The sequence below is a fragment of the Brevundimonas sp. AAP58 genome (assembly GCF_001295975.1).
In the GTDB taxonomy this organism is placed as follows: domain Bacteria; phylum Pseudomonadota; class Alphaproteobacteria; order Caulobacterales; family Caulobacteraceae; genus Brevundimonas.
Map to the genome: position 1 here is coordinate 12371 of NZ_LJHU01000091.1, position 17046 is coordinate 29416.

Consider the following 17046-nt stretch of genomic DNA (forward strand, 5'->3'; position numbering starts at 1 on the left):
AGTGTTCAGAGGAAAACTGGCGCGCTTATAGGGTCGCGTATCGCGCCGGACAATGTTTGCGACGGCCTCATTGCAGGCTCTGGGTCGATCTGATAGCGAACGGCCCTCGCGATGGCGGGGCCCTGTTCGCAAGGGCCTCAGGGCCTGATGGCGGAGTGGTGACGCAGAGGACTGCAAATCCTTGCACCCGGGTTCGATTCCCGGTCAGGCCTCCATCGCGATCCCGTTGGGATCAGAACTAGATCGGCGCGGTCAGCCAACCGATCGCGCCCGCAGCGCCGACACTGGCGGCGACGACCGCCACCGCGACCACGATCCGCACATTGCGACCCATAAAGCTCAACAATCCAGCCATGTCGTCCTCTCTGAGCCCATAGCGACACGGAAACCGCCAGTCATCAAGGTGGATGAAACGTTAATGGCTTGAATTTTTGACGACAGTTACGGCTCTGGCGGATCGCAAACATGGTGCAGGGCGATCGCCGCCGATGTCGCGACATTCAGCGAGTCAAAACCTCCGGCCATGGGGATGCCGACGGTCCGAACGCGGTCCATGATCGCCGCCGGCAGGCCCGGCCCCTCGGATCCGACCAGCAGCGCCTGCCGCCCCTCCCGCCGCACGGCCGTCAGCGGCTCTCGCGCCGACGGCGACAGGGCGATCACCTCGAACCCGGCCGCCTCCAGCTGCTCGATCAGGATATCGAGCGGCCCCGCGACGGCCGTCGGCGTCCTCAGCACCGCGCCCACCGAGACCCGGATGCTCTTGCGGTAGAAGGGGTCGCAGCAGCGGTCATCCCTCAGCACCCCCGCCGCCCCGAACGCCGCCGCATTGCGGAACAGCCCGCCCATGTTGTCGTGATTGCCGACGCCCGACACCGCCAGCGCCACGGCCCGCTCGCCCAGCTGTCGCAGAATCGTTTCGCCATCCAAAGGGACCGGCTTCTCACCAAGCGCCAGCATGCCTCGATGCAGCTCGAACCCCGCAATTCGGTCCAGCACCGCCTGCGACGCCGCATAGACCGGCACGCCCTCCGGAACCCGCGCCAGCAGCTCTGCCCTGCGCTCGATCCGGTGCGCCGCCATCAAGACCGCCCTCGGCCGACACAGCGACTGCGGCGACAGCAGCACGTTCAGCACAACCTCGCCCTCGGCGATGAACAGCCCCTCCCGCCCCGTCAGATCGCGCTCGCGGATGTCGCGGAAGGCGGCGACGCGGGGATCGTCGGGGTCTTCGACAGGCAGGATCGACACGGATAAGATTTCCCGTTGCACGACGCGGAAAGCCGCTGCTATAGGCGCGCCTCCCGAGCAGCTGTTCCGCGGTAGCTCAGTGGTAGAGCAGCCGACTGTTAATCGGCTGGTCGTAGGTTCGAATCCTACCCGCGGAGCCACTCGGATGATCGGCGGCGCGCCTCACGCCGCCGCCGCCTTCTCTTCCGCCCACATGCCCTTGGCCTTCAGATAGTCCTCGTGCGCGGGCAGGGCGTTGGCCGTCGCCGCCCAGGCCTGCCGCGTCTGCTCGAAGCCGGCCGCGACCTGATCCAGGTTCTGATAGTCGTAGAGCGGGTTGTAGGCGCGCGGCGTGATCCCCTGCCCCATCATCACCGCCATCCAGGACCCCTGGCTGAAATACTCGTCGGCCCCGACCTGGAACAGCAGGCCCCGGTCGCGGAACATCTCGACCCGTTCGCTCAGGCTGTCCGGGACCGGCATCTGGCTGACGTGCCGCCAGAACGGCGTGTCGTCCCTCTGGGTGGCGTGATAGTGCAGGATGACGAAGTCGCGGATCAGCTCGATCTCGCGCGTCAGGCGTCGGTTGTAGCCGTCGATGTTCGGCTGGCTGAAGGCCATGTCCGGCCAGTGCTGCAGCAGTCGGATGATCCCCACCTGCACCAGATGGATGCTGGTCGACTCCAGCGGTTCGATGAACCCTGACGACAAGCCCAGCGCCACGACGTTCCTGTCCCACAGCTTCTTCCTGCGTCCGGTCACGAACCGCAGCGGCCGGGGTTCGGCGAGGGCCTCCCCGTCCAGATTGGCCAGCAGGGTCTCACGCGCCCTGTCGTCGTCGATATAGTCCGAGCAGTAAACGTAGCCGTTACCCGTCCGGTGCTGCAGCGCGATGCGCCACTGCCACCCCGCCTCCCTCGCGGTGGACGAAGTAAAGGGATCCACCGCCCGCACCTTGGCGCAGGGCACGGCCAGAGCCCGGTTCATCGGCAGCCAGTGCGACCAGTCCTCATAGCCGGCCTTCAGCGTCTGCTCGATCAGCAGGCCCCGGAAGCCCGTGCAGTCGATGAACAGATCGGCCTTCAGCGTCCGCCCGTCCTTCAGCACCACGTGGTCCACGAAACCGTCCTCGGGCCGCTGCAAGACCTCGACGATTTCGCCCTCGATCCGTTCGATGCCCCGCCCAGCGCAGACCTTGCGCAGGTACTGACCATACAGCACCGCGTCGAAATGATAGGCTGTGTGGAAGCCCGCCAGCGCCGAGCGAGGATCGTTGGACCGCTCGCCCACCTTGCCCCGTCGCGCGGCGTGCGAGGTCACCGAATAGGCCTCGAGGCTTGCCGCCTTCCCTCGTGCCTTCAGGGCGAAGTAGGAGCCCGGGAACTCCCCCAGCGTCGGCCCGCGCCCGAAGGTGCCGAACGGATGGAAATAGGCGCTATCGGCCCGCCCCCAGCCGTTGAACTCGATGCCCAGCTTGATGGTGGCCTTGGTCTCGCGCATGAACTCGGCCTCGTCGAGGTCGATCATGGCATTGAAGTCGCGGATGGGCGGCACCGTCGCCTCGCCCACCCCCACGATGCCGATGTCGGCGCTCTCGACCAGCCGCACCTCGGCGTTCGGCCCTACTGATCGCTTGATCGCCGCCGCCGCCATCCACCCGGCCGTCCCGCCGCCGACGATAAGGATGGATTGGATCGGTTCGGCCATCTGCCCCTCCAGTCGATTTCTCGATGGACAATGACGCGCCCTACGCAACGGTGCCAGAGAGCATAAAGACGCGAACCGGACTCAAGCAGCGAGCACCCGCGGCGCGAGCGGTAGTCCAAACGAGAAGAGATGGTCGGAGTGGCAGGATTCGAACCTGCGACCCTCTGCTCCCAAAGCAGATGCGCTACCAGGCTGCGCTACACTCCGAAGGCGCGCTCTCTGCCACGCGCGGCCCCGGCGGGCAACGCACGATCGGTCAGTTGCCGAAGAAGGGGTGGCGGACCGTGTCACCGGGCTGTGCCCCGATCTCCTCGGAGCGCCCGGCCCGCAACTCCAGCACGCCGCTCGCGCCACCGTTGGAGGGAATGATCGTCTCCGAATAAGGCGTCGTGTGACGGGCGATAGAAACGATCCGCCCAGCCGGATCAATGTAGATGATGTCCAAGGAGCTGGGCGTGTCCTTCATCCAGAAGCCCCGCTCGGCCACATCCGGGAACTGAAACAGCATGCCCCGGTCGTCTTCCAGGGGTGGGCGGAACATCAGGCCCCGCTCGCGCTCGGCGTCGTCGTCGGCGATCTCAACCAGAAACTCATGCTCTCCGGACGCCGTGACGATGGTCAGGGGCTCCAACGGGTTTCCGGCCGCGTCGACGGGCCCATTGCTCTGAGCGCAGGCAGCCAGGATCAGAGCAAGGCCCGCCGCCAGAATGTTTCGCTTTGAAATCATCGTCACCCTTTCGGGGCGACGTGTCAGCCGCCCGGCCTGATCTCTGCGACCACCAGGCCTTTGGGCCCGCTGGCGAACCGCACCGACACCGTCTCGCCCGGAACCAGATCGTCCAGGCCACAGCGCCGCAGCGTCTCGATATGCACAAAGATATCGCCCGGATCGGCCGAGCGCACCACGAATCCATAGCCCTTGGTACGATTGAACCACTTGACCGTGGCGGTCTCGAGGTCGCCGGAAGCCTCTGGTGCAGCCGAAAGACTGCGGCGATCCGACTTCAGGCTCTCGTAGCCCCGGCGCGGCGCGACTGTGTCGGGCTCGGGTTCGCCCAGATCATGGACCTGAGTGACCTGCCAGCCCTTGGGCCGACGCGCGCAATCACAGGCGATCGAAGCGCCTTCTCCGGCCTGGTCCCAGCCCCCATCGCGCAGACTGCTGATGTGAAGCAGCACATCCTTGTGACCCGTCTGGCCCGGGTCGTCAGGAACGATGAAGCCGTACCCCTTGCCCGGATCGAACCATTTTACTCGCCCGACGATCCGGACGGTGTCCGGCGCATCCAGCCCCTCGTAGTCAGACACGTTCAGCCCCCCGTCCGCGAACATTGCGGACGGTTCATGTTTAACACGGTTCTGTGAACGCTGGAAAAGGCAAAAACGCCTGTTTCAGAAACGGCCACGCTTCCTGCGCGACAGTCTCCGGGGGCAGTGGCCGGCGAACGAGCTCAACACGCCGCCATTCAAGACGTCAATTGTCCCTGGTCAGCAGTCGAGGTCAAGATGAGGGGGAGGCCCCGCGTGGCAGTCCCTAGGGGAATCGAACCCCTCTTTTCAGGTTGAAAACCTGACGTCCTAACCGATAGACGAAGGGACCGCTGCGCGGAGAGCGGGCGATATAGCGGGCGATTCCGAGGGGCGCAAGCACTCCGTGTCGCTAAATGGACATCCTCGGGTCGGAGGCGTCCTCGATCTCGAACTGCACGCCGCGCCGCCCGTTCCAGTCATCGGCCTTCAGCCGTCCGACCACGCTCAGCCCCCCCTGCCCGGCCAGCAAGGCGCGCCCCAGCGGCAGGTCGGCACACCGCCAGGCGATCGCCCGGAGCGAGGCCCCATCGGCCCCGACCAAGCGGCATCGCACATGTCCGCCATTCATCTGCATCGGCTCGCGGGCTTGCACGCCGCCCAGCGCGAACAGGGGCTCGGGATTGCCCGGTCCGAAGGGCGCCAACCGCTCGAAATCGTCGAACAGGGCCCGCGTGGCCGCCGACGGATCGATCAGGGCATCGACCTCGACCCAGTCCTGAGCCTCCGCCTCGACCTGCTCGCACGCCAGCGCCGCGTTGAGATAGTCCCGCAAGCGGTCGATCCCGTCCGGGTGAACCGTCAGCCCCGCGGCCATGGCGTGTCCGCCGCCCGCCAGCAGCAAGCCGTCCTTCCACGCCGCCTGCACCGCCCGGCCCAGGTTCATGCCCGGCTGCGACCGTCCAGAGCCCTTGCCGACGCCCGCTGCCGCATCCACGCCGATGACGATAACCGGTTTCCGCCACCGCTCCCTCAGCCGCCCGGCGACGATGCCGACCACGCCCGGATGCCAGTCCTCGCCCGACACGACCACGACCGCCGATCCGTCGGCGTGATGCCCTGCAGCCTCGACGCGGCGCACCGCAGTCTCCGTTACCTCGCGCTCCACCTCGCGCCGAGCGACGTTCAGCGCGTCCAGTTCCTCGGCGAGCGCCCGCGCATCCTCCGGATCGTCGGTCGACAGCAGTCGCGCGCCCAGATCGGCCCGGCCGATCCGCCCGCCCGCGTTGATCCGGGGCCCCAGGATGAAGCCCGCATGATTGACCTTGGCCGGCCCAGGCTCGCTGCCGGCCACGGCCAGCAGGGCCTTCAGGCCCGGATTGGTCCAGTTCGACATGACGCCGAGCCCCAGCCCCGCCAGCGCCCGGTTGAAGCCCGACAACCGCGTCACGTCGCAGATGGCTCCCAGCGCCGCCAGGTCGAGCCATTGCCGGATGTCCGGCTCAACCCGTCTCTCGAACATACCGCGCTGCCGCGCCTCTCGGTTCAGCGCCGCCAACAGCACGAACACCACCCCCGCAGCCGCCAGGTTCCCCTGCCCCGAGCCGCAGCCCGGTCGGTTTGGATTGACAACCGCCAGACAGCGCGGCGGCTCCTCGCGCATCATGTGGTGGTCGATCACCACGACCTTCAGCCCGATGGCGCAGGCGTGGGCGATGGCCTCGTTGGCCGCCGCCCCGCAGTCCACGGTGATGACCAGATCGGCACCCAGGGCCTTCAGACGGTCGAACGCCGCCGGGCTCGGCCCATAGCCCTCGCTCAGGCGGTCCGGCACATAGATCGGCAGCTCCGCGCCCATCGCGCGGAACCAGCGCACCAGCAACGCCGCGCTGGATGCGCCGTCGACGTCGTAGTCGGCGAAAACATGCAGCCGCTCACCGGCCTGCACGGCCGAGACGATGGCGTCGGCCGCCTTGTCCATGTCCATGAAGCTCGACGGATCAGGGAACAGCCGCTTAAGCGTCGGCGACAGGAAGTCCGCCCCCTCCTCCGCCCCCACGCCCCTCGCGGCTAACGCGCGCGCCAGCGGCTCGGACAGGCCCAGCATCTGCATGTGGGCGCGGATCACGGATGTCTCCGCCGGTCTCTGTCTCCAGGCGCGGCCGGACAGCGAGCGCGCGACGTCGAGGAAGCCCGGCGTCAGTCCAGATGCCGCGCCATCCGCCATCAGACGGGACGAGTCGTGCGGATGCGCCGCACCGTCCGAGTCGAGGAGTCCATGACGAGGGTGTGCGTCGTCACGAAGCCGTCCCGCATCACCACTCCGTCCAGCATCGCTCCCTTGGTCACGCCGGTCGCGGCGAAGACGGCGTCCTTGGACACGAGGTCGTGCAGGTCGTACTTGCGGTCGAAGTCGGTGACGCCGGTGTGCTCGGCGCGCGCCCGCTCGTCGTCGTTCCGGAACAGCAGCCGGCCCTGGAAATGCCCGCCGACGCACTTCAGCGCCGAAGCCGCCAGCACTCCCTCGGGCGCCCCGCCCGAGCCCAGATAGAGGTCGATTCCTGTCTCAGGTTCGGCGGTGTGGATCACGCCCGCCACGTCGCCATCGGTGATCAGCATGACCCGCGCGCCGACTTCGCGCAGCGCCGCGATCAGGGCCTCGTGCCGGGGCCGGTCCATGCAGCAGACGGTGATGTCCTCCGGCCGCACGCCCTTGGCCGAGGCGAGCGACCGAACATTCTCCTGCGGGCTCATGTCCAGATCGACCGTGCCGGGCGCATAGCCGGGGCCGATGGCGATCTTGTCCATATAGGTGTCGGGCGCGTGCAGCAGCCCACCGCCAGCCGACATCGACAGCACCGTCAGGGCGTTGGCCATGGCCTTGGCCGTGAGCGTGGTGCCTTCCAGCGGATCGAGCGCGATGTCGATGGCCGGGCCTTTGCCGGTGCCGACCTTCTCGCCGATGTAGAGCATGGGCGCCTCGTCGCGCTCGCCCTCGCCGATCACGATCTTCCCGTCGATATCCAGGCCGTTCAGCGCATTGCGCATGGCGTCGACGGCCAGCTGGTCGGCGTGCTTCTCGTCGCCGCGCCCTATCTGGGCCCAGCTGGCGATGGCGGCCAGTTCGGTGACCATGGCGGCGTCGGCCGCGAGCGTCGAGGCGAAGGGGGCCGTGTCGGCCATGGGCATGCTCCTGAGGGCGGATGATCCCCGGATTCTGTCGACCGGGCGATAGGGTATGGGTCAGCGCGGCCGATTGCTCGAGGGCGCGGGCGTGCGGTCGATGGGCGGCGGGGCCTCGGCGCGACGGCGGACCTCCTCGGCGAAGGCCTCGACCTCGGCCTGGGTCTCGGCGGTCACGGGCGAAATCTGCTGCGAATCGACCCGCGCGCCGATCTCGCTGGCCAGCGTCGCCGGGTCGCCCAGCGTCCATTCGATCCGTTCGGCCTCGGACTGCAGCGACGATCCTGCGCCCGTGAGACCTTGCACCCGCGCGGCCACCTCGACAGGCGTCGGCGAATCCGCGGCGGCCTTCGGAAAGTCCTCCCAGCGCGGATACTCGCGATTGGCGTCGACCAGGGCCTGGATTCGCGGGGCGATGGGCGAGGCCGCGTCGGTCTCCGCCTCGAACGCGCCCGCGCAGCCCGAGGCGGCGCCGCCGACCAGCGCCAGCCCGATCAGGAAATTCGCTCGTTGCGCGTTCATCTCGCGCCGGTCTTAGGCCATGATCGTGACAGGCAAAAGGGAGAAGCGAACGCTCGCCTTTCCTCAGGACACGCCCGGAGACGTCATGGCCAAGGCCCCAAAGACCCCGCCCACACCCCTCGCCGTGGCGTCCCAGCCGCGCAAGCCCGGCCGCACCACCTCCGCCAAGCCTCGCGCCCCGCGCGCCAAGAAGGGCGCTCTGACCGCCGACGCCATCGCGGAACCGCAGGTGGCCGCTATGCAACCCGTCACACCGGAACCCGCCCCCGACGCTTCGCCTCCGCCCGGGCCCGCACCCGACGCCGCCAACCCCTTCGCCTTCCCCGGCGAGGAACAGCGCCAGATGATCGAGACCCTGTCGGTCAATCTGGCCAAGGCCGCCATGACAGCCCAGGCCGCCATCGCCGAGGCGGCCCTGGCCCAGGCGGATCGCCCCGCCGCCCTGTCGCCCGATCCGTTCAACGTTGGCCCGGCGATGAACTCGGTCATGACCAGCCTGGCGGCCCGCCCCGACAAGCTGTTCGCCGCCCAGGCTGATCTGTTCAATCGCTACATGGACCTGTGGGCCACCACGGCCAGGCGCGTTTCGGGCGAGGAACCGCCCCAGCCCTCGAAGGACAAGCGCTTCAAGGACCCCGCCTGGGCCGAGAACCCCATGTTCGACGTCATGCGTCAGTCCTACCTGGTCACCGCCGACTGGATGAACGGCCTCGTCTCCTCCGTCGAGGACGTCGACCCCCGCACCAAGCGCCGCGCCGAGTTCTTCACCAAGCTGCTGACCGACGCCTTCTCCCCGTCGAACTTCCTCGCCTCCAACCCGGCCGCCCTGAAGGCCATGGCCGAGACCAACGGCGAGAGCCTGGTCAAGGGCATGCAGAACTTCGCCGCCGACCTCGAGCGCGGCATGGGCAAACTCAAGATCAGCCAGGCAGACTACGGCAAGTTCGTCGTCGGCGAGAACGTCGCCACCGCCCCCGGCCAGGTCGTCTGGCGCGACGAGCTGTTCGAGCTGATCCAGTTCGATGCCGCGACCGACCAGCAGCGCGCCATCCCGCTGCTGATCTTCCCGCCCTGGATCAACAAGTTCTACATCCTGGACCTCCAGCCCGAGAACTCCATGATCCGCTGGCTGTCGAGCCAGGGCTTCACCGTCTTCGTCTGCTCCTGGGTCAACCCGGACGCCTCGATGGCCGGCCACGACTTCGACGACTACCTGGAAAAGGGCATCTACCGAGCGACGCAAAAGGTCATGGAGCAGACCGGTCAGGACCGGCTGAACACCGTCGGCTACTGCATCGGCGGCACCCTGATGGGCGCGGCGCTCGCCCACATGGCGGTCAGGGGCGACAAGCGGGTCAACTCGACCACCTTCTTCGCGGCCCAGCACGACTTCGAGGAGGCCGGCGACCTGCTGCTCTTCACCGACGAGCACTGGCTGAACGAGATCGAGAAACAGATGGACGCAGCGGGCGGCGTCCTGCCCGGCGCGGCGATGGCCGACACCTTCAACGCGCTGCGCGCCAACGACCTGATCTGGTCGTTCTTTGTGTCGAACTACCTGATGGGCAAGGAGCCGGCGGCCTTCGACCTCCTGTTCTGGAACGCCGACCAGACCCGCATGCCCAAGGCCCTGCACATGAACTACCTGCGCAGCATGTATGGGGCCAACAAGCTGACCAAGGGCGAGTTCGAGATTGGCGGCGAGCGCGTCGACCTGTCGAAGGTGACGATTCCGCTCTACTTCCAGGCCAGCCGCGAGGACCACATCGCCCCGATGAACTCGGTCTACCGCTCGGCCAAGGCGTTTCGGAACGCCGACGTCACCCTGACGCTGGCGGGCTCCGGCCACATCGCCGGCGTCGTCAATCCGCCGTCGGCGAAGAAGTACCAGCACTGGGTCAATCCGAACCTCCCCGCCACCCTCGCCGAATGGCAGGCGGGCGCCGAGGAGCATCCTGGCAGCTGGTGGCCCCACTGGGCCGAATGGCTCCACGCCCGCTCGGGCGAATGGGTCGCAGCCCGCGATCCCAACAAAGGCCCGCTTTCACCGCTAGAACCCGCCCCCGGGTCCTATGTGAAAGTGAAGTCTTGAGCCGTATTGAGCCGAACCTCCTCCTCGCCGTCGCCACCGGCCTGCCGCTGCTGCTCCTGACGCTGACCGCCGCCGTCTATGGCGAGCCCGGACCGCTGTGGCGCTATCCCTTCCTGGCGGGGCTCTACACGGCGATGTTCGTGGTTCTGCACCGGCCGCTGTCCAAGCTGATGCGGATGGACCCCGACCGCCCGCCGATGATCGACATGCGCGCGCCCACCTCCGCCATCTGGGCGGCGATCTTCCCCGGCGTGGTGACGGTGCTGGCCGTCATCCCCTTCTTCTTCCGGGGCTGGGACTATGGCCTGCTGGTGGTCATCGCCGCCGTCCTGTTCGGCTACACCGTGCGCTCGGCGATGAAGGCCCCGCGCGCGGAGCCTTAAGCCGGGCGGAAGATCAGGGCGACGCCGTTGTTGCAGTAACGCAGCCCCGTCGGCCGCGGCCCGTCGTTGAACACATGCCCGTGGTGCCCCAGGCAGCGGGCGCAGTGATACTCGGTCCTGGGAATCCCGATGGCGAAGTCGGTCTTGGTCCCGATCGCCCCGTCGATAACGTCATAGAAGCTGGGCCAGCCGGTTCGGGAATCGTATTTCCATTCCGACCGGAACAGCGGCAGCTCGCACCCGCGACAGACATAGGTCCCCCGCCGCCGCTCGTCGTTCAACGGGCTGGTGTAGGGCCGCTCGGTCGCCTCGTGCCGCAGCACCTGATAGCTCAGCCCCGGCAACCGCTCGCGCCACTGGGCGTCGGTGATCCGCCGGAACGGCGAGTTCGCATACTGTGCCGTGGACGCATCCGCCTCCCCCGGCGAGGAACAGGCCGCGAGCGCGGCTGCCGATCCGCTCAGCAGAACACCGCGACGGGACAAGATCATGGGCTGGGTCATGGCCCCCACTACGTCGGCATCCCCGCCGGGGTTTCAAGGCGTCAGATCAGCCCCGTCGCCTCGTCCAGGCCCAGCATCAGGTTCAGGTTCTGCACCGCCGCCCCCGACGCCCCCTTGCCGAGGTTGTCCAGCAGCGCCACCAGCCGCGCCTGCGATCCGCCCCGGTCGCCGAACACATGCAGACGCATCCGGTTCGTCCCGTTCAGCCCCTCGGGGTCCAGCCCGGTCATGGCTTCAGTCTCGTCCAGCCCCGCCACCTCGACGAAGCGACAGCCATCATAGGCCTCCAGCAGACAGCCGTGCAGCCGGTCGATCGACGGGGTCTCGGGCAGGGCCGCCAGATGCAGCGGAACCTCGACCAGCATCCCCTGCCGATAGGCCCCCACCGCCGGCGAAAACAGCACGGGCACATGCAGGCCGCTGTGCTTGGTCATTTCCGGCACATGCTTGTGCTTCAGCGTCAGCCCATAGGCGCGAAAGGGCGGCGCGCCCTCCCCCGTCTCAAACTCCGCGATCATCGCCTTACCGCCGCCGGAATAGCCGCTGACGGCATTCACCGTGACCGGCCAGTCCACCGGCACCAGCCCTGCCTTCACCAGCGGCCGCATCAGGCCGATGAAGCCGGTCGGATAGCAGCCGGGGTTCGACACCCGGTGCGAGCCCACGATCTCGCCCCGCTGGACCGCGTCCATCTCGGCAAAGCCATACGTCCAGCCCGTCGCCGTGCGATAGGCCGTCGAGGCGTCGATGACCCGCACGTCCGGGTTCTCGATCATGGCCACGGCTTCCTTCGCCGCGTCGTCCGGCAGGCACAGGATGACGGCGTCGGCCGCATTCAGCGCCTCGGCCCGCGCCTGGGGATCGCGCCGCCGCTCGCCCAGCAGGATCAGCTCCAGATCAGCGCGCTTCTCCAGCCGCTCGCGGATCTCCAGCCCGGTAGTCCCGGCCTCGCCGTCGATGAAGATGGTGTGGGTCATGATCAGCCGTATCGCTCACGACGGTAGTTGATGATCGCCTGGACGCGAGCGAGCCGCTCTTTCGTCAGGGATGTCATTTCGCCGCTGTGAATCAACGGCCTTATCGAGCCACCAGAGTACTCAGAGGACACCATCTCGGCGGCCGCATCTCGGTACTTCTCCCAAGCGTCTTGAGCAGCGGCCAAGCGCTCCCCGTCACCGATTAAATGAGCCAGTTCTGTATTGGCCATCTCGAGCTTTGCGCGTTCAACCTCATACTCAGCCCAGCCTCGCTGATTCATAGCTCCTTGGGTCCAATAGGAGTTCGGCTCTTCTGCGCCTGAGGCGATGTCCTTTGCGTCAGCGTCCCGGATCTTCGGTGCCAGCTGGGCGGCGAAAAGCTCGAGGTCTTGAGCGGAGACGCCTTGGCTTTCCATCTTGGCGCGCAAGTCTGCCAGCAGCGTGTACAGGGTGACCTGCTCGTGGCGTGCCGCTTTGCTCAGGTACCGTTTGAGAAGAAAGCCGACAGCTGTGACCACGGCGCCCAAACCCAGAAGCAGTAGGCTTTGAAGCAGCTCGGGCATGGTTCTCCTCAATAGAAAAGGGCGCCCCGGATCTCCCCGAAGCGCCCTTGTAATCCCCGTCGCGGGTTCGCGACTTAGCGCTTCGAGAACTGGAACGAACGGCGGGCCTTCGCGCGGCCGTACTTCTTGCGCTCGACGACGCGGCTGTCGCGGGTCAGGAAGCCGTGCGGCTTCAGCACCGGACGCAGGCCCGGCTCATAGTGCGTCAGGGCATGCGACAGACCGTGGCGGATGGCACCGGCCTGGCCCGAGAGGCCCGAGCCCTCCACCGTGCAGACCACGTCGAACTGGGTCGTGCGGTCGGTGACTTCCAGCGGCTGGGCCACCATCATCTGCAGCACGGGGCGGGCGAAGTACTGCTCCAGCGCCTTGCCGTTGACGGTGATCTTGCCGGTGCCCGGCTTCACCCAGACCCGCGCGATGGCGTTCTTGCGCTTGCCGGTCGAATAGGCGCGGCCCTGGGCGTCCAGCTTCTGGACGTATTCGGGAGCCGATTCCACGGCGCCGGCGGTGCCCAGGCCCTTCAGGGCGTCGAAGCCCGTGGCCGTCGTTTCTTGCGTGACGTCGGTCATGGCTTACAGGCTCCGGGTGTTCTTCTTGGAGCGACCGGCGAAGTCGATCGTCTCGGGCTGCTGGGCTTCGTGGCTGTGCGTCGGTCCGGCGAACAGGCGCAGGTGCGTCATCTGCTTGCGGGCCAGCGGGCTTTCCTTGGGCAGCATGCGCTCGACGGCCTTTTCCAGCACGCGCTCGGGGAAGCGGCCGCCCAGCACCTTGGCCGGGGTCGTCTCCTTGACGCCGCCCGGGTGGCCGGTGTGGCGGTAGTAGACCTTGTCGGTGTTCTTCTTGCCGGTGAACACCACCTTGTCGACGTTGGTCACGACGACATAGTCGCCGCTATCGACGTGGGGGGTGTACGTCGGCAGGTGCTTGCCGCGCAGTCGCATGGCGATGAAGGTCGCGAGACGGCCCACCACCACGCCTTCGGCGTCGATGTGAATCCACTTCTTCTCGACCTCGGCCGGCTTCAGCGAAGCCGTGGTGCTCTTCAGCATAACGAGTGTCCTTGGGACGAAAGGGAGCGCTCCGGACCGGCCGGAACGAGCGAAGGCGCGCTGTTAGAGGAGGATGACGCCCTGGTCAATGGTACCCAGAGCCCCAATGCTGCTCTAGTGCATTGTAAATTATGGGTCTTTTTGTTACGGTATGAAAATACCGTATAAATGACCAGGGTTTCCACTCGCCTCCTTTCCTCCCGGTCCTCTCGACCCCCGGACTCCGCGCCTCTAAACCGGCCCCATGTTCAGATCTGTCCTGGTCGCCAATCGCGGCGAGATCGCCTGCCGCATCTTCCGCACCGCCCGCCGCATGGGCCTGCGCACCATCGCGGTCTATTCCGAGGCTGACGCCAACGCGCTGCACGTCCGCGAGGCCGACGAGGCCGTCCTGATCGGACCGGCCCCAGCGCGCGAGAGCTATCTGGACCAGGCCAGGGTGTTGACCGCCGCCAAGGCGACGGGCGCCGAGGCCATCCACCCCGGCTACGGCTTCCTCTCCGAGAACGCCGAGTTCGCCGAGGCCGTCATGGCCGCCGGCCTCACCTGGATCGGCGCCCCGCCGGCCTCGATCCGCGCCATGGGCCTAAAGGACGCGGCGAAGTCGCTGATGGTCGAGGCGGGCGTGCCCGTCACCCCCGGCTACATGGGCAAGGACCAGTCGCCCGAGCGGCTAAAGGCCGAGGCCGACGCCATCGGCTATCCCGTCCTGATCAAGGCGGTCGCGGGCGGCGGCGGCAAGGGCATGCGCCGGGTCGACGAGGCCTCGGCCTTCCTCGACGCCCTGGCCTCCTGCCAGCGCGAGGCGGCCTCCAGCTTCGGCGACGACCGGGTGCTGATCGAGAAATACATCCTGTCGCCCCGCCATATCGAGGTTCAGGTCTTCGGCGATGCGCACGGCGAGGTCGTCCACCTGTTCGAGCGCGACTGCTCGCTCCAGCGCCGCCACCAGAAGGTGATCGAGGAGGCCCCGGCCCCCGGCATGGACGAGGCGACGCGGCAGGCCGTCACGGCGGCGGCGGTGCGGGCGGCCAGGGCGGTGAACTACGTCGGCGCCGGCACCATCGAGTTCATCGCCGATGGAACCGAGGGCCTGCGCGCCGACCGCATCTGGTTCATGGAGATGAACACCCGGCTGCAGGTCGAGCACCCGGTCACCGAGATGATCACCGGCCAGGACCTGGTCGAATGGCAGCTCCGCGTCGCCGCCGGCGAGCCCCTGCCGCTGAAGCAGGACCAACTGTCGATCGCCGGCTGGGCGATGGAGGCGCGCCTCTACGCCGAGGACCCGGCCAACGGCTTCCTCCCCAGCATTGGGCGCCTGGACCACTTCGTCCTGCCCGACGACATCCGCGTCGACACCGGCGTCGAGGCGGGCGGCGAGGTCAGCCAGTTCTACGACCCCATGATCGCCAAGCTGATCGTGCATGAGGAGACGCGCGAGGCGGCGGCCCAAGCCCTCGCCGACGCTTGCGCCGATATCGAGGTCTGGCCGGTGCGAACCAACGCGGGCTTCCTGGTCCGCTGCCTCGAGCATCAGCGCTTCGCCGCGGGTGACGTGGACACGGGGCTCATCGGCGCTGAAGAGGCTGCGCTCACCGACGCCCGACCATCGGATGCGGTCATTCAAGACGCCAGCGACCTTCTCTGGCGGTCCCGCAACGTGGATCCCAACGATGTCTGGGACGCGGAGTACGGCGCGCCCGGCTTCCGTCTGAACGCCGCCCGAGTGACGCGCCAAACCTTCTTTGTCGATGGCGTCCGGCATCAGGCACCGTATGAGAACAACCACCCCGTGGTGCGTTACGGCCCGCAGATCGACGGAGGCTTCGTCGTCTTCCATGGTGGCGACGCCTATGCAGTCTCCCGCCATGCGCCGCGCGGCGCGGGCGGTGGCGGCGCCTCCGACGGCTCCCTTCGCGCGCCCATGCCCGGCAAGATCGTGGCCGCGCCCGCGAGGTCCGGCGACGCCGTGACCAAGGGCCAGCCCATCGTCGTGCTCGAGGCCATGAAGATGGAGCACGCCCTCGTCGCGCCCTTCGACGGCGTCGTCGGCGAGATCGGCGTCTCCGTCGGCGATCAGGTCGCCGCCGACGCCGTCCTCGCGGTGGTGGCCTCGACCTCATGACGCCGCTCATCCCCGCGAAAGCGGGGACCCAGTCCTTTCGTGAGGCAGGGCATCCCGGACCGAAGGCGTTACACTCACGGTGCGACCGTTCGCCCACAGCACTGGGTCCCCGCTTTCGCGGGGATGAGCGGAAGGAATAGGGCAGGCCCATGCCTCTCCACATGATCAAGCTGTGCGTCGGCGTCGCCCACGTCGAGACGCTGGAACGCCGCGCCGCCAAGGGGCAGTGGCTGACCGTCAACACCCGCATGACGCCCAAGCGCGCCGCCGAGATCGAGGACGGCGGCTCCATCTACTGGGTCATGAAGGGCACGGTCACCTGCCGCATGCCGATCCTCGACATCTCCACCAAGGGCGAGGGCAAGGCGTCCATGTGCCTGATCAAGCTGTCGCCCGAGGTCGTCCGCACCGCCCCCCAGGTCCGCCGTCCCTTCCAGGGCTGGCGCTATCTGGAGCCCAAGGACGCCCCGCCGGACCTGTCCTCGCTCGACACCGGCAACATGCCGGAGGACCTGGCCAAGCAGTTGCGGGAGATGGGGGCGTGGTAGGGATGAGGTTCCAGGTTCTAGGTTCCAGGTTCTAGGGACGACGGGTGGGGTCCTGTCGAAGAGCTTGGCCCAAGACAAGAGTGGTGGCCGCCGCTATAGCCGCCCGTCCACGTGAGTGGCTCCGGCGCTCTTCCCTAAAACCTAGAACCTCGAACCTAGACCCTTGCTCTCCCCCGCCACCCGCGCCGCGACCCGCGAACTCCTGACCCTGGCCTGGCCGGTGGTCCTGGCGCGCATCGGCATCATGACCATGGGGCTGACCGACGCCATTGTGGTGGGCAACTACGCCAGCCGCGAACTGGCCCTCCACTCCCTCGCCTGGGCGCCGACCTCTGTGGTGGTGACGACGGCGGTAGGCCTGCTGCTGGGCGTCCAGGTCATGACCGCGCGCCTTCTGGGCGAAGGCCGCCCGTCCGAAGCCGGGGCGGTCCTGCGGCGCGGCCTGGTCTATGCCGCCCAGATCGGCGTCGCCTCCATGCTGGCCTTGATCGTCATCGGCCCCTGGGCGCTGGAGCGGCTGAACCTGGAGGACGGCCTGGGCACCGCCGCCGGCCCGGCCCTGATCGTCTTCTCCCTGTCGATGCCGACCTATCTCGTCTCGGTGGCCTGCCAGTTCTTTCTGGAGGCGCTGGGCAAGCCCAAGCCCGGCATGATCGCCATGTGGGTCGCCAACGGCGTGAACCTGGCGCTCAACCTTCTGTTGGTGCCCGATCTGCTAGGAATCGGGGTCGCCGGGGCCGAGGCCTCGGCCTGGGCCACCTTCTGGGCGCGGGCGTCGCTGGCGATCTTCCTCGTCATCTACATCGCCCGACTCCCGGAGGCCCGCGCGCTCGGCGTCTTCGACAAGCCCCGCCGCGACCCGGTCGCCGCCCGCCAGCAGGTGACCATCGGCCTCGGCTCCGGCTCGTCC

The 17046-nt window shown here is 67.7% G+C and carries 17 protein-coding genes and 4 tRNA genes; 7 read left to right on the plus strand and 14 right to left on the minus strand.

What is annotated here, in order from left to right; translation table 11 throughout:
• The first annotated feature begins 141 nt into the window (after positions 1–141).
• A tRNA-Cys gene (locus tag IP78_RS11685) sits at positions 142–215 on the plus strand.
• Between the two features lie 226 nt (positions 216–441).
• Here IP78_RS11685 and IP78_RS11690 read toward each other — a convergent pair.
• Complete coding sequence (locus IP78_RS11690; protein ID WP_054111859.1) at positions 442–1251, minus strand: RNA methyltransferase; 810 nt, start codon at positions 1249–1251, stop codon at positions 442–444.
• Positions 1252–1316: 65 nt separating this feature from the next.
• On the opposite strand from IP78_RS11690, the gene IP78_RS11695 reads away from it, so the two are divergent.
• A tRNA-Asn gene (locus IP78_RS11695) sits at positions 1317–1391 on the plus strand.
• A 22-nt stretch (positions 1392–1413) separates the two neighbouring features.
• Here the strand turns inward: IP78_RS11695 and IP78_RS11700 are convergent.
• From IP78_RS11700 to IP78_RS11735, 8 genes are all read right to left on the minus strand, one after another.
• Positions 1414–2937 carry a tryptophan halogenase family protein gene (locus IP78_RS11700; protein ID WP_054111860.1) on the minus strand — a complete coding sequence of 508 codons (1524 nt, stop codon included), beginning with the start codon at positions 2935–2937 and terminating at the stop codon, positions 1414–1416.
• Between the two features lie 130 nt (positions 2938–3067).
• Positions 3068–3144 (minus strand) — tRNA-Pro (locus IP78_RS11705).
• Positions 3145–3193: 49 nt separating this feature from the next.
• A complete protein-coding gene (locus IP78_RS11710; protein WP_054111861.1) occupies positions 3194–3664 on the minus strand; it encodes a DUF192 domain-containing protein in 471 nt (156 codons plus the stop codon).
• 23 nt (positions 3665–3687) lie between these two features.
• Positions 3688–4269 (minus strand): cold-shock protein, encoded by a 582-nt coding sequence (locus tag IP78_RS11715; RefSeq protein ID WP_054111862.1) that lies wholly within the window; start codon positions 4267–4269, stop codon positions 3688–3690.
• Positions 4270–4462: 193 nt separating this feature from the next.
• Positions 4463–4537 (minus strand) — tRNA-Glu (locus tag IP78_RS11720).
• Between the two features lie 60 nt (positions 4538–4597).
• Positions 4598–6412 carry a single-stranded-DNA-specific exonuclease RecJ gene (recJ, locus tag IP78_RS11725; protein ID WP_054111863.1) on the minus strand — a complete coding sequence of 605 codons (1815 nt, stop codon included), beginning with the start codon at positions 6410–6412 and terminating at the stop codon, positions 4598–4600.
• Positions 6412–7368 (minus strand): class II fructose-bisphosphatase, encoded by a 957-nt coding sequence (gene glpX / locus IP78_RS11730; RefSeq protein WP_054111864.1) that lies wholly within the window; start codon positions 7366–7368, stop codon positions 6412–6414. The genes recJ and glpX overlap by 1 nt, the downstream gene beginning before the upstream one ends.
• Before the next feature lie 60 nt (positions 7369–7428).
• Positions 7429–7890 (minus strand): hypothetical protein, encoded by a 462-nt coding sequence (locus IP78_RS11735; RefSeq protein WP_054111865.1) that lies wholly within the window; start codon positions 7888–7890, stop codon positions 7429–7431.
• Between the two features lie 85 nt (positions 7891–7975).
• Here IP78_RS11735 and phaC point away from each other — a divergent pair, with 85 nt between their 5' ends.
• Positions 7976–9982 carry a class I poly(R)-hydroxyalkanoic acid synthase gene (gene phaC, locus IP78_RS11740; RefSeq protein ID WP_156320390.1) on the plus strand — a complete coding sequence of 669 codons (2007 nt, stop codon included), beginning with the start codon at positions 7976–7978 and terminating at the stop codon, positions 9980–9982.
• Complete coding sequence (locus IP78_RS11745) at positions 9979–10365, plus strand: hypothetical protein (protein ID WP_054111866.1); 387 nt, start codon at positions 9979–9981, stop codon at positions 10363–10365. Before phaC ends, IP78_RS11745 begins: the two co-directional genes overlap by 4 nt.
• On the opposite strand, the gene msrB is transcribed toward IP78_RS11745, so the two are convergent.
• The 5 genes from msrB to rplM form a co-directional block, all read right to left on the minus strand.
• On the minus strand, positions 10362–10856 hold the full coding sequence (gene msrB, locus IP78_RS11750) for a peptide-methionine (R)-S-oxide reductase MsrB (RefSeq protein ID WP_231681000.1): 495 nt from the start codon (positions 10854–10856) through the stop codon (positions 10362–10364). The genes IP78_RS11745 and msrB overlap by 4 nt on opposite strands.
• A 53-nt stretch (positions 10857–10909) precedes the next feature.
• On the minus strand, positions 10910–11845 hold the full coding sequence (gene argC / locus IP78_RS11755; protein WP_054111868.1) for an N-acetyl-gamma-glutamyl-phosphate reductase: 936 nt from the start codon (positions 11843–11845) through the stop codon (positions 10910–10912).
• 2 nt (positions 11846–11847) lie between these two features.
• The gene (locus tag IP78_RS11760) at positions 11848–12408 is read right to left on the minus strand and encodes a lysozyme inhibitor LprI family protein (RefSeq protein ID WP_054111869.1); all 561 of its coding nucleotides are present in this window, start codon (positions 12406–12408) and stop codon (positions 11848–11850) included.
• A 74-nt stretch (positions 12409–12482) separates the two neighbouring features.
• A complete protein-coding gene (gene rpsI / locus IP78_RS11765) occupies positions 12483–12980 on the minus strand; it encodes a 30S ribosomal protein S9 (RefSeq protein ID WP_054111870.1) in 498 nt (165 codons plus the stop codon).
• A gap of 3 nt (positions 12981–12983) precedes the next feature.
• The gene (gene rplM, locus IP78_RS11770; RefSeq protein ID WP_156320391.1) at positions 12984–13457 is read right to left on the minus strand and encodes a 50S ribosomal protein L13; all 474 of its coding nucleotides are present in this window, start codon (positions 13455–13457) and stop codon (positions 12984–12986) included.
• Positions 13458–13704: 247 nt separating this feature from the next.
• Here rplM and IP78_RS11775 point away from each other — a divergent pair, with 247 nt between their 5' ends.
• The 3 genes from IP78_RS11775 to IP78_RS11785 all read left to right on the plus strand — a co-directional run.
• Positions 13705–15588 (plus strand): biotin carboxylase N-terminal domain-containing protein, encoded by a 1884-nt coding sequence (locus IP78_RS11775; protein WP_054111872.1) that lies wholly within the window; start codon positions 13705–13707, stop codon positions 15586–15588.
• A 149-nt stretch (positions 15589–15737) separates the two neighbouring features.
• Complete coding sequence (locus IP78_RS11780) at positions 15738–16136, plus strand: DUF1489 domain-containing protein (protein WP_054111873.1); 399 nt, start codon at positions 15738–15740, stop codon at positions 16134–16136.
• Between the two features lie 163 nt (positions 16137–16299).
• Positions 16300–17046, plus strand: a 747-nt coding sequence (locus IP78_RS11785; RefSeq protein WP_255350751.1) for an MATE family efflux transporter, incomplete at its 3' end; no start/stop codon positions are given.

Bases quoted from the DNA above. Each gene is read 5' to 3' on its own strand.
- IP78_RS11700 (WP_054111860.1), bottom strand. From the start codon at position 2,937: ATGGCCGAACCGATCCAATCCATCCTTATCGTCGGCGGCGGGACGGCC.
- IP78_RS11710 (WP_054111861.1), bottom strand. From the start codon at position 3,664: ATGATTTCAAAGCGAAACATTCTGGCGGCGGGCCTTGCTCTGATCCTG.
- IP78_RS11715 (WP_054111862.1), bottom strand. From the start codon at position 4,269: ATGTTCGCGGACGGGGGGCTGAACGTGTCTGACTACGAGGGGCTGGAT.
- recJ (WP_054111863.1), bottom strand. From the start codon at position 6,412: ATGGCGGATGGCGCGGCATCTGGACTGACGCCGGGCTTCCTCGACGTC.
- glpX (WP_054111864.1), bottom strand. From the start codon at position 7,368: ATGGCCGACACGGCCCCCTTCGCCTCGACGCTCGCGGCCGACGCCGCC.
- IP78_RS11735 (WP_054111865.1), bottom strand. From the start codon at position 7,890: ATGAACGCGCAACGAGCGAATTTCCTGATCGGGCTGGCGCTGGTCGGC.
- phaC (WP_156320390.1), top strand. From the start codon at position 7,976: ATGGCCAAGGCCCCAAAGACCCCGCCCACACCCCTCGCCGTGGCGTCC.
- msrB (WP_231681000.1), bottom strand. From the start codon at position 10,856: ATGATCTTGTCCCGTCGCGGTGTTCTGCTGAGCGGATCGGCAGCCGCG.
- argC (WP_054111868.1), bottom strand. From the start codon at position 11,845: ATGACCCACACCATCTTCATCGACGGCGAGGCCGGGACTACCGGGCTG.
- IP78_RS11760 (WP_054111869.1), bottom strand. From the start codon at position 12,408: ATGCCCGAGCTGCTTCAAAGCCTACTGCTTCTGGGTTTGGGCGCCGTG.
- rpsI (WP_054111870.1), bottom strand. From the start codon at position 12,980: ATGACCGACGTCACGCAAGAAACGACGGCCACGGGCTTCGACGCCCTG.
- IP78_RS11775 (WP_054111872.1), top strand. From the start codon at position 13,705: ATGTTCAGATCTGTCCTGGTCGCCAATCGCGGCGAGATCGCCTGCCGC.
- IP78_RS11780 (WP_054111873.1), top strand. From the start codon at position 15,738: ATGCCTCTCCACATGATCAAGCTGTGCGTCGGCGTCGCCCACGTCGAG.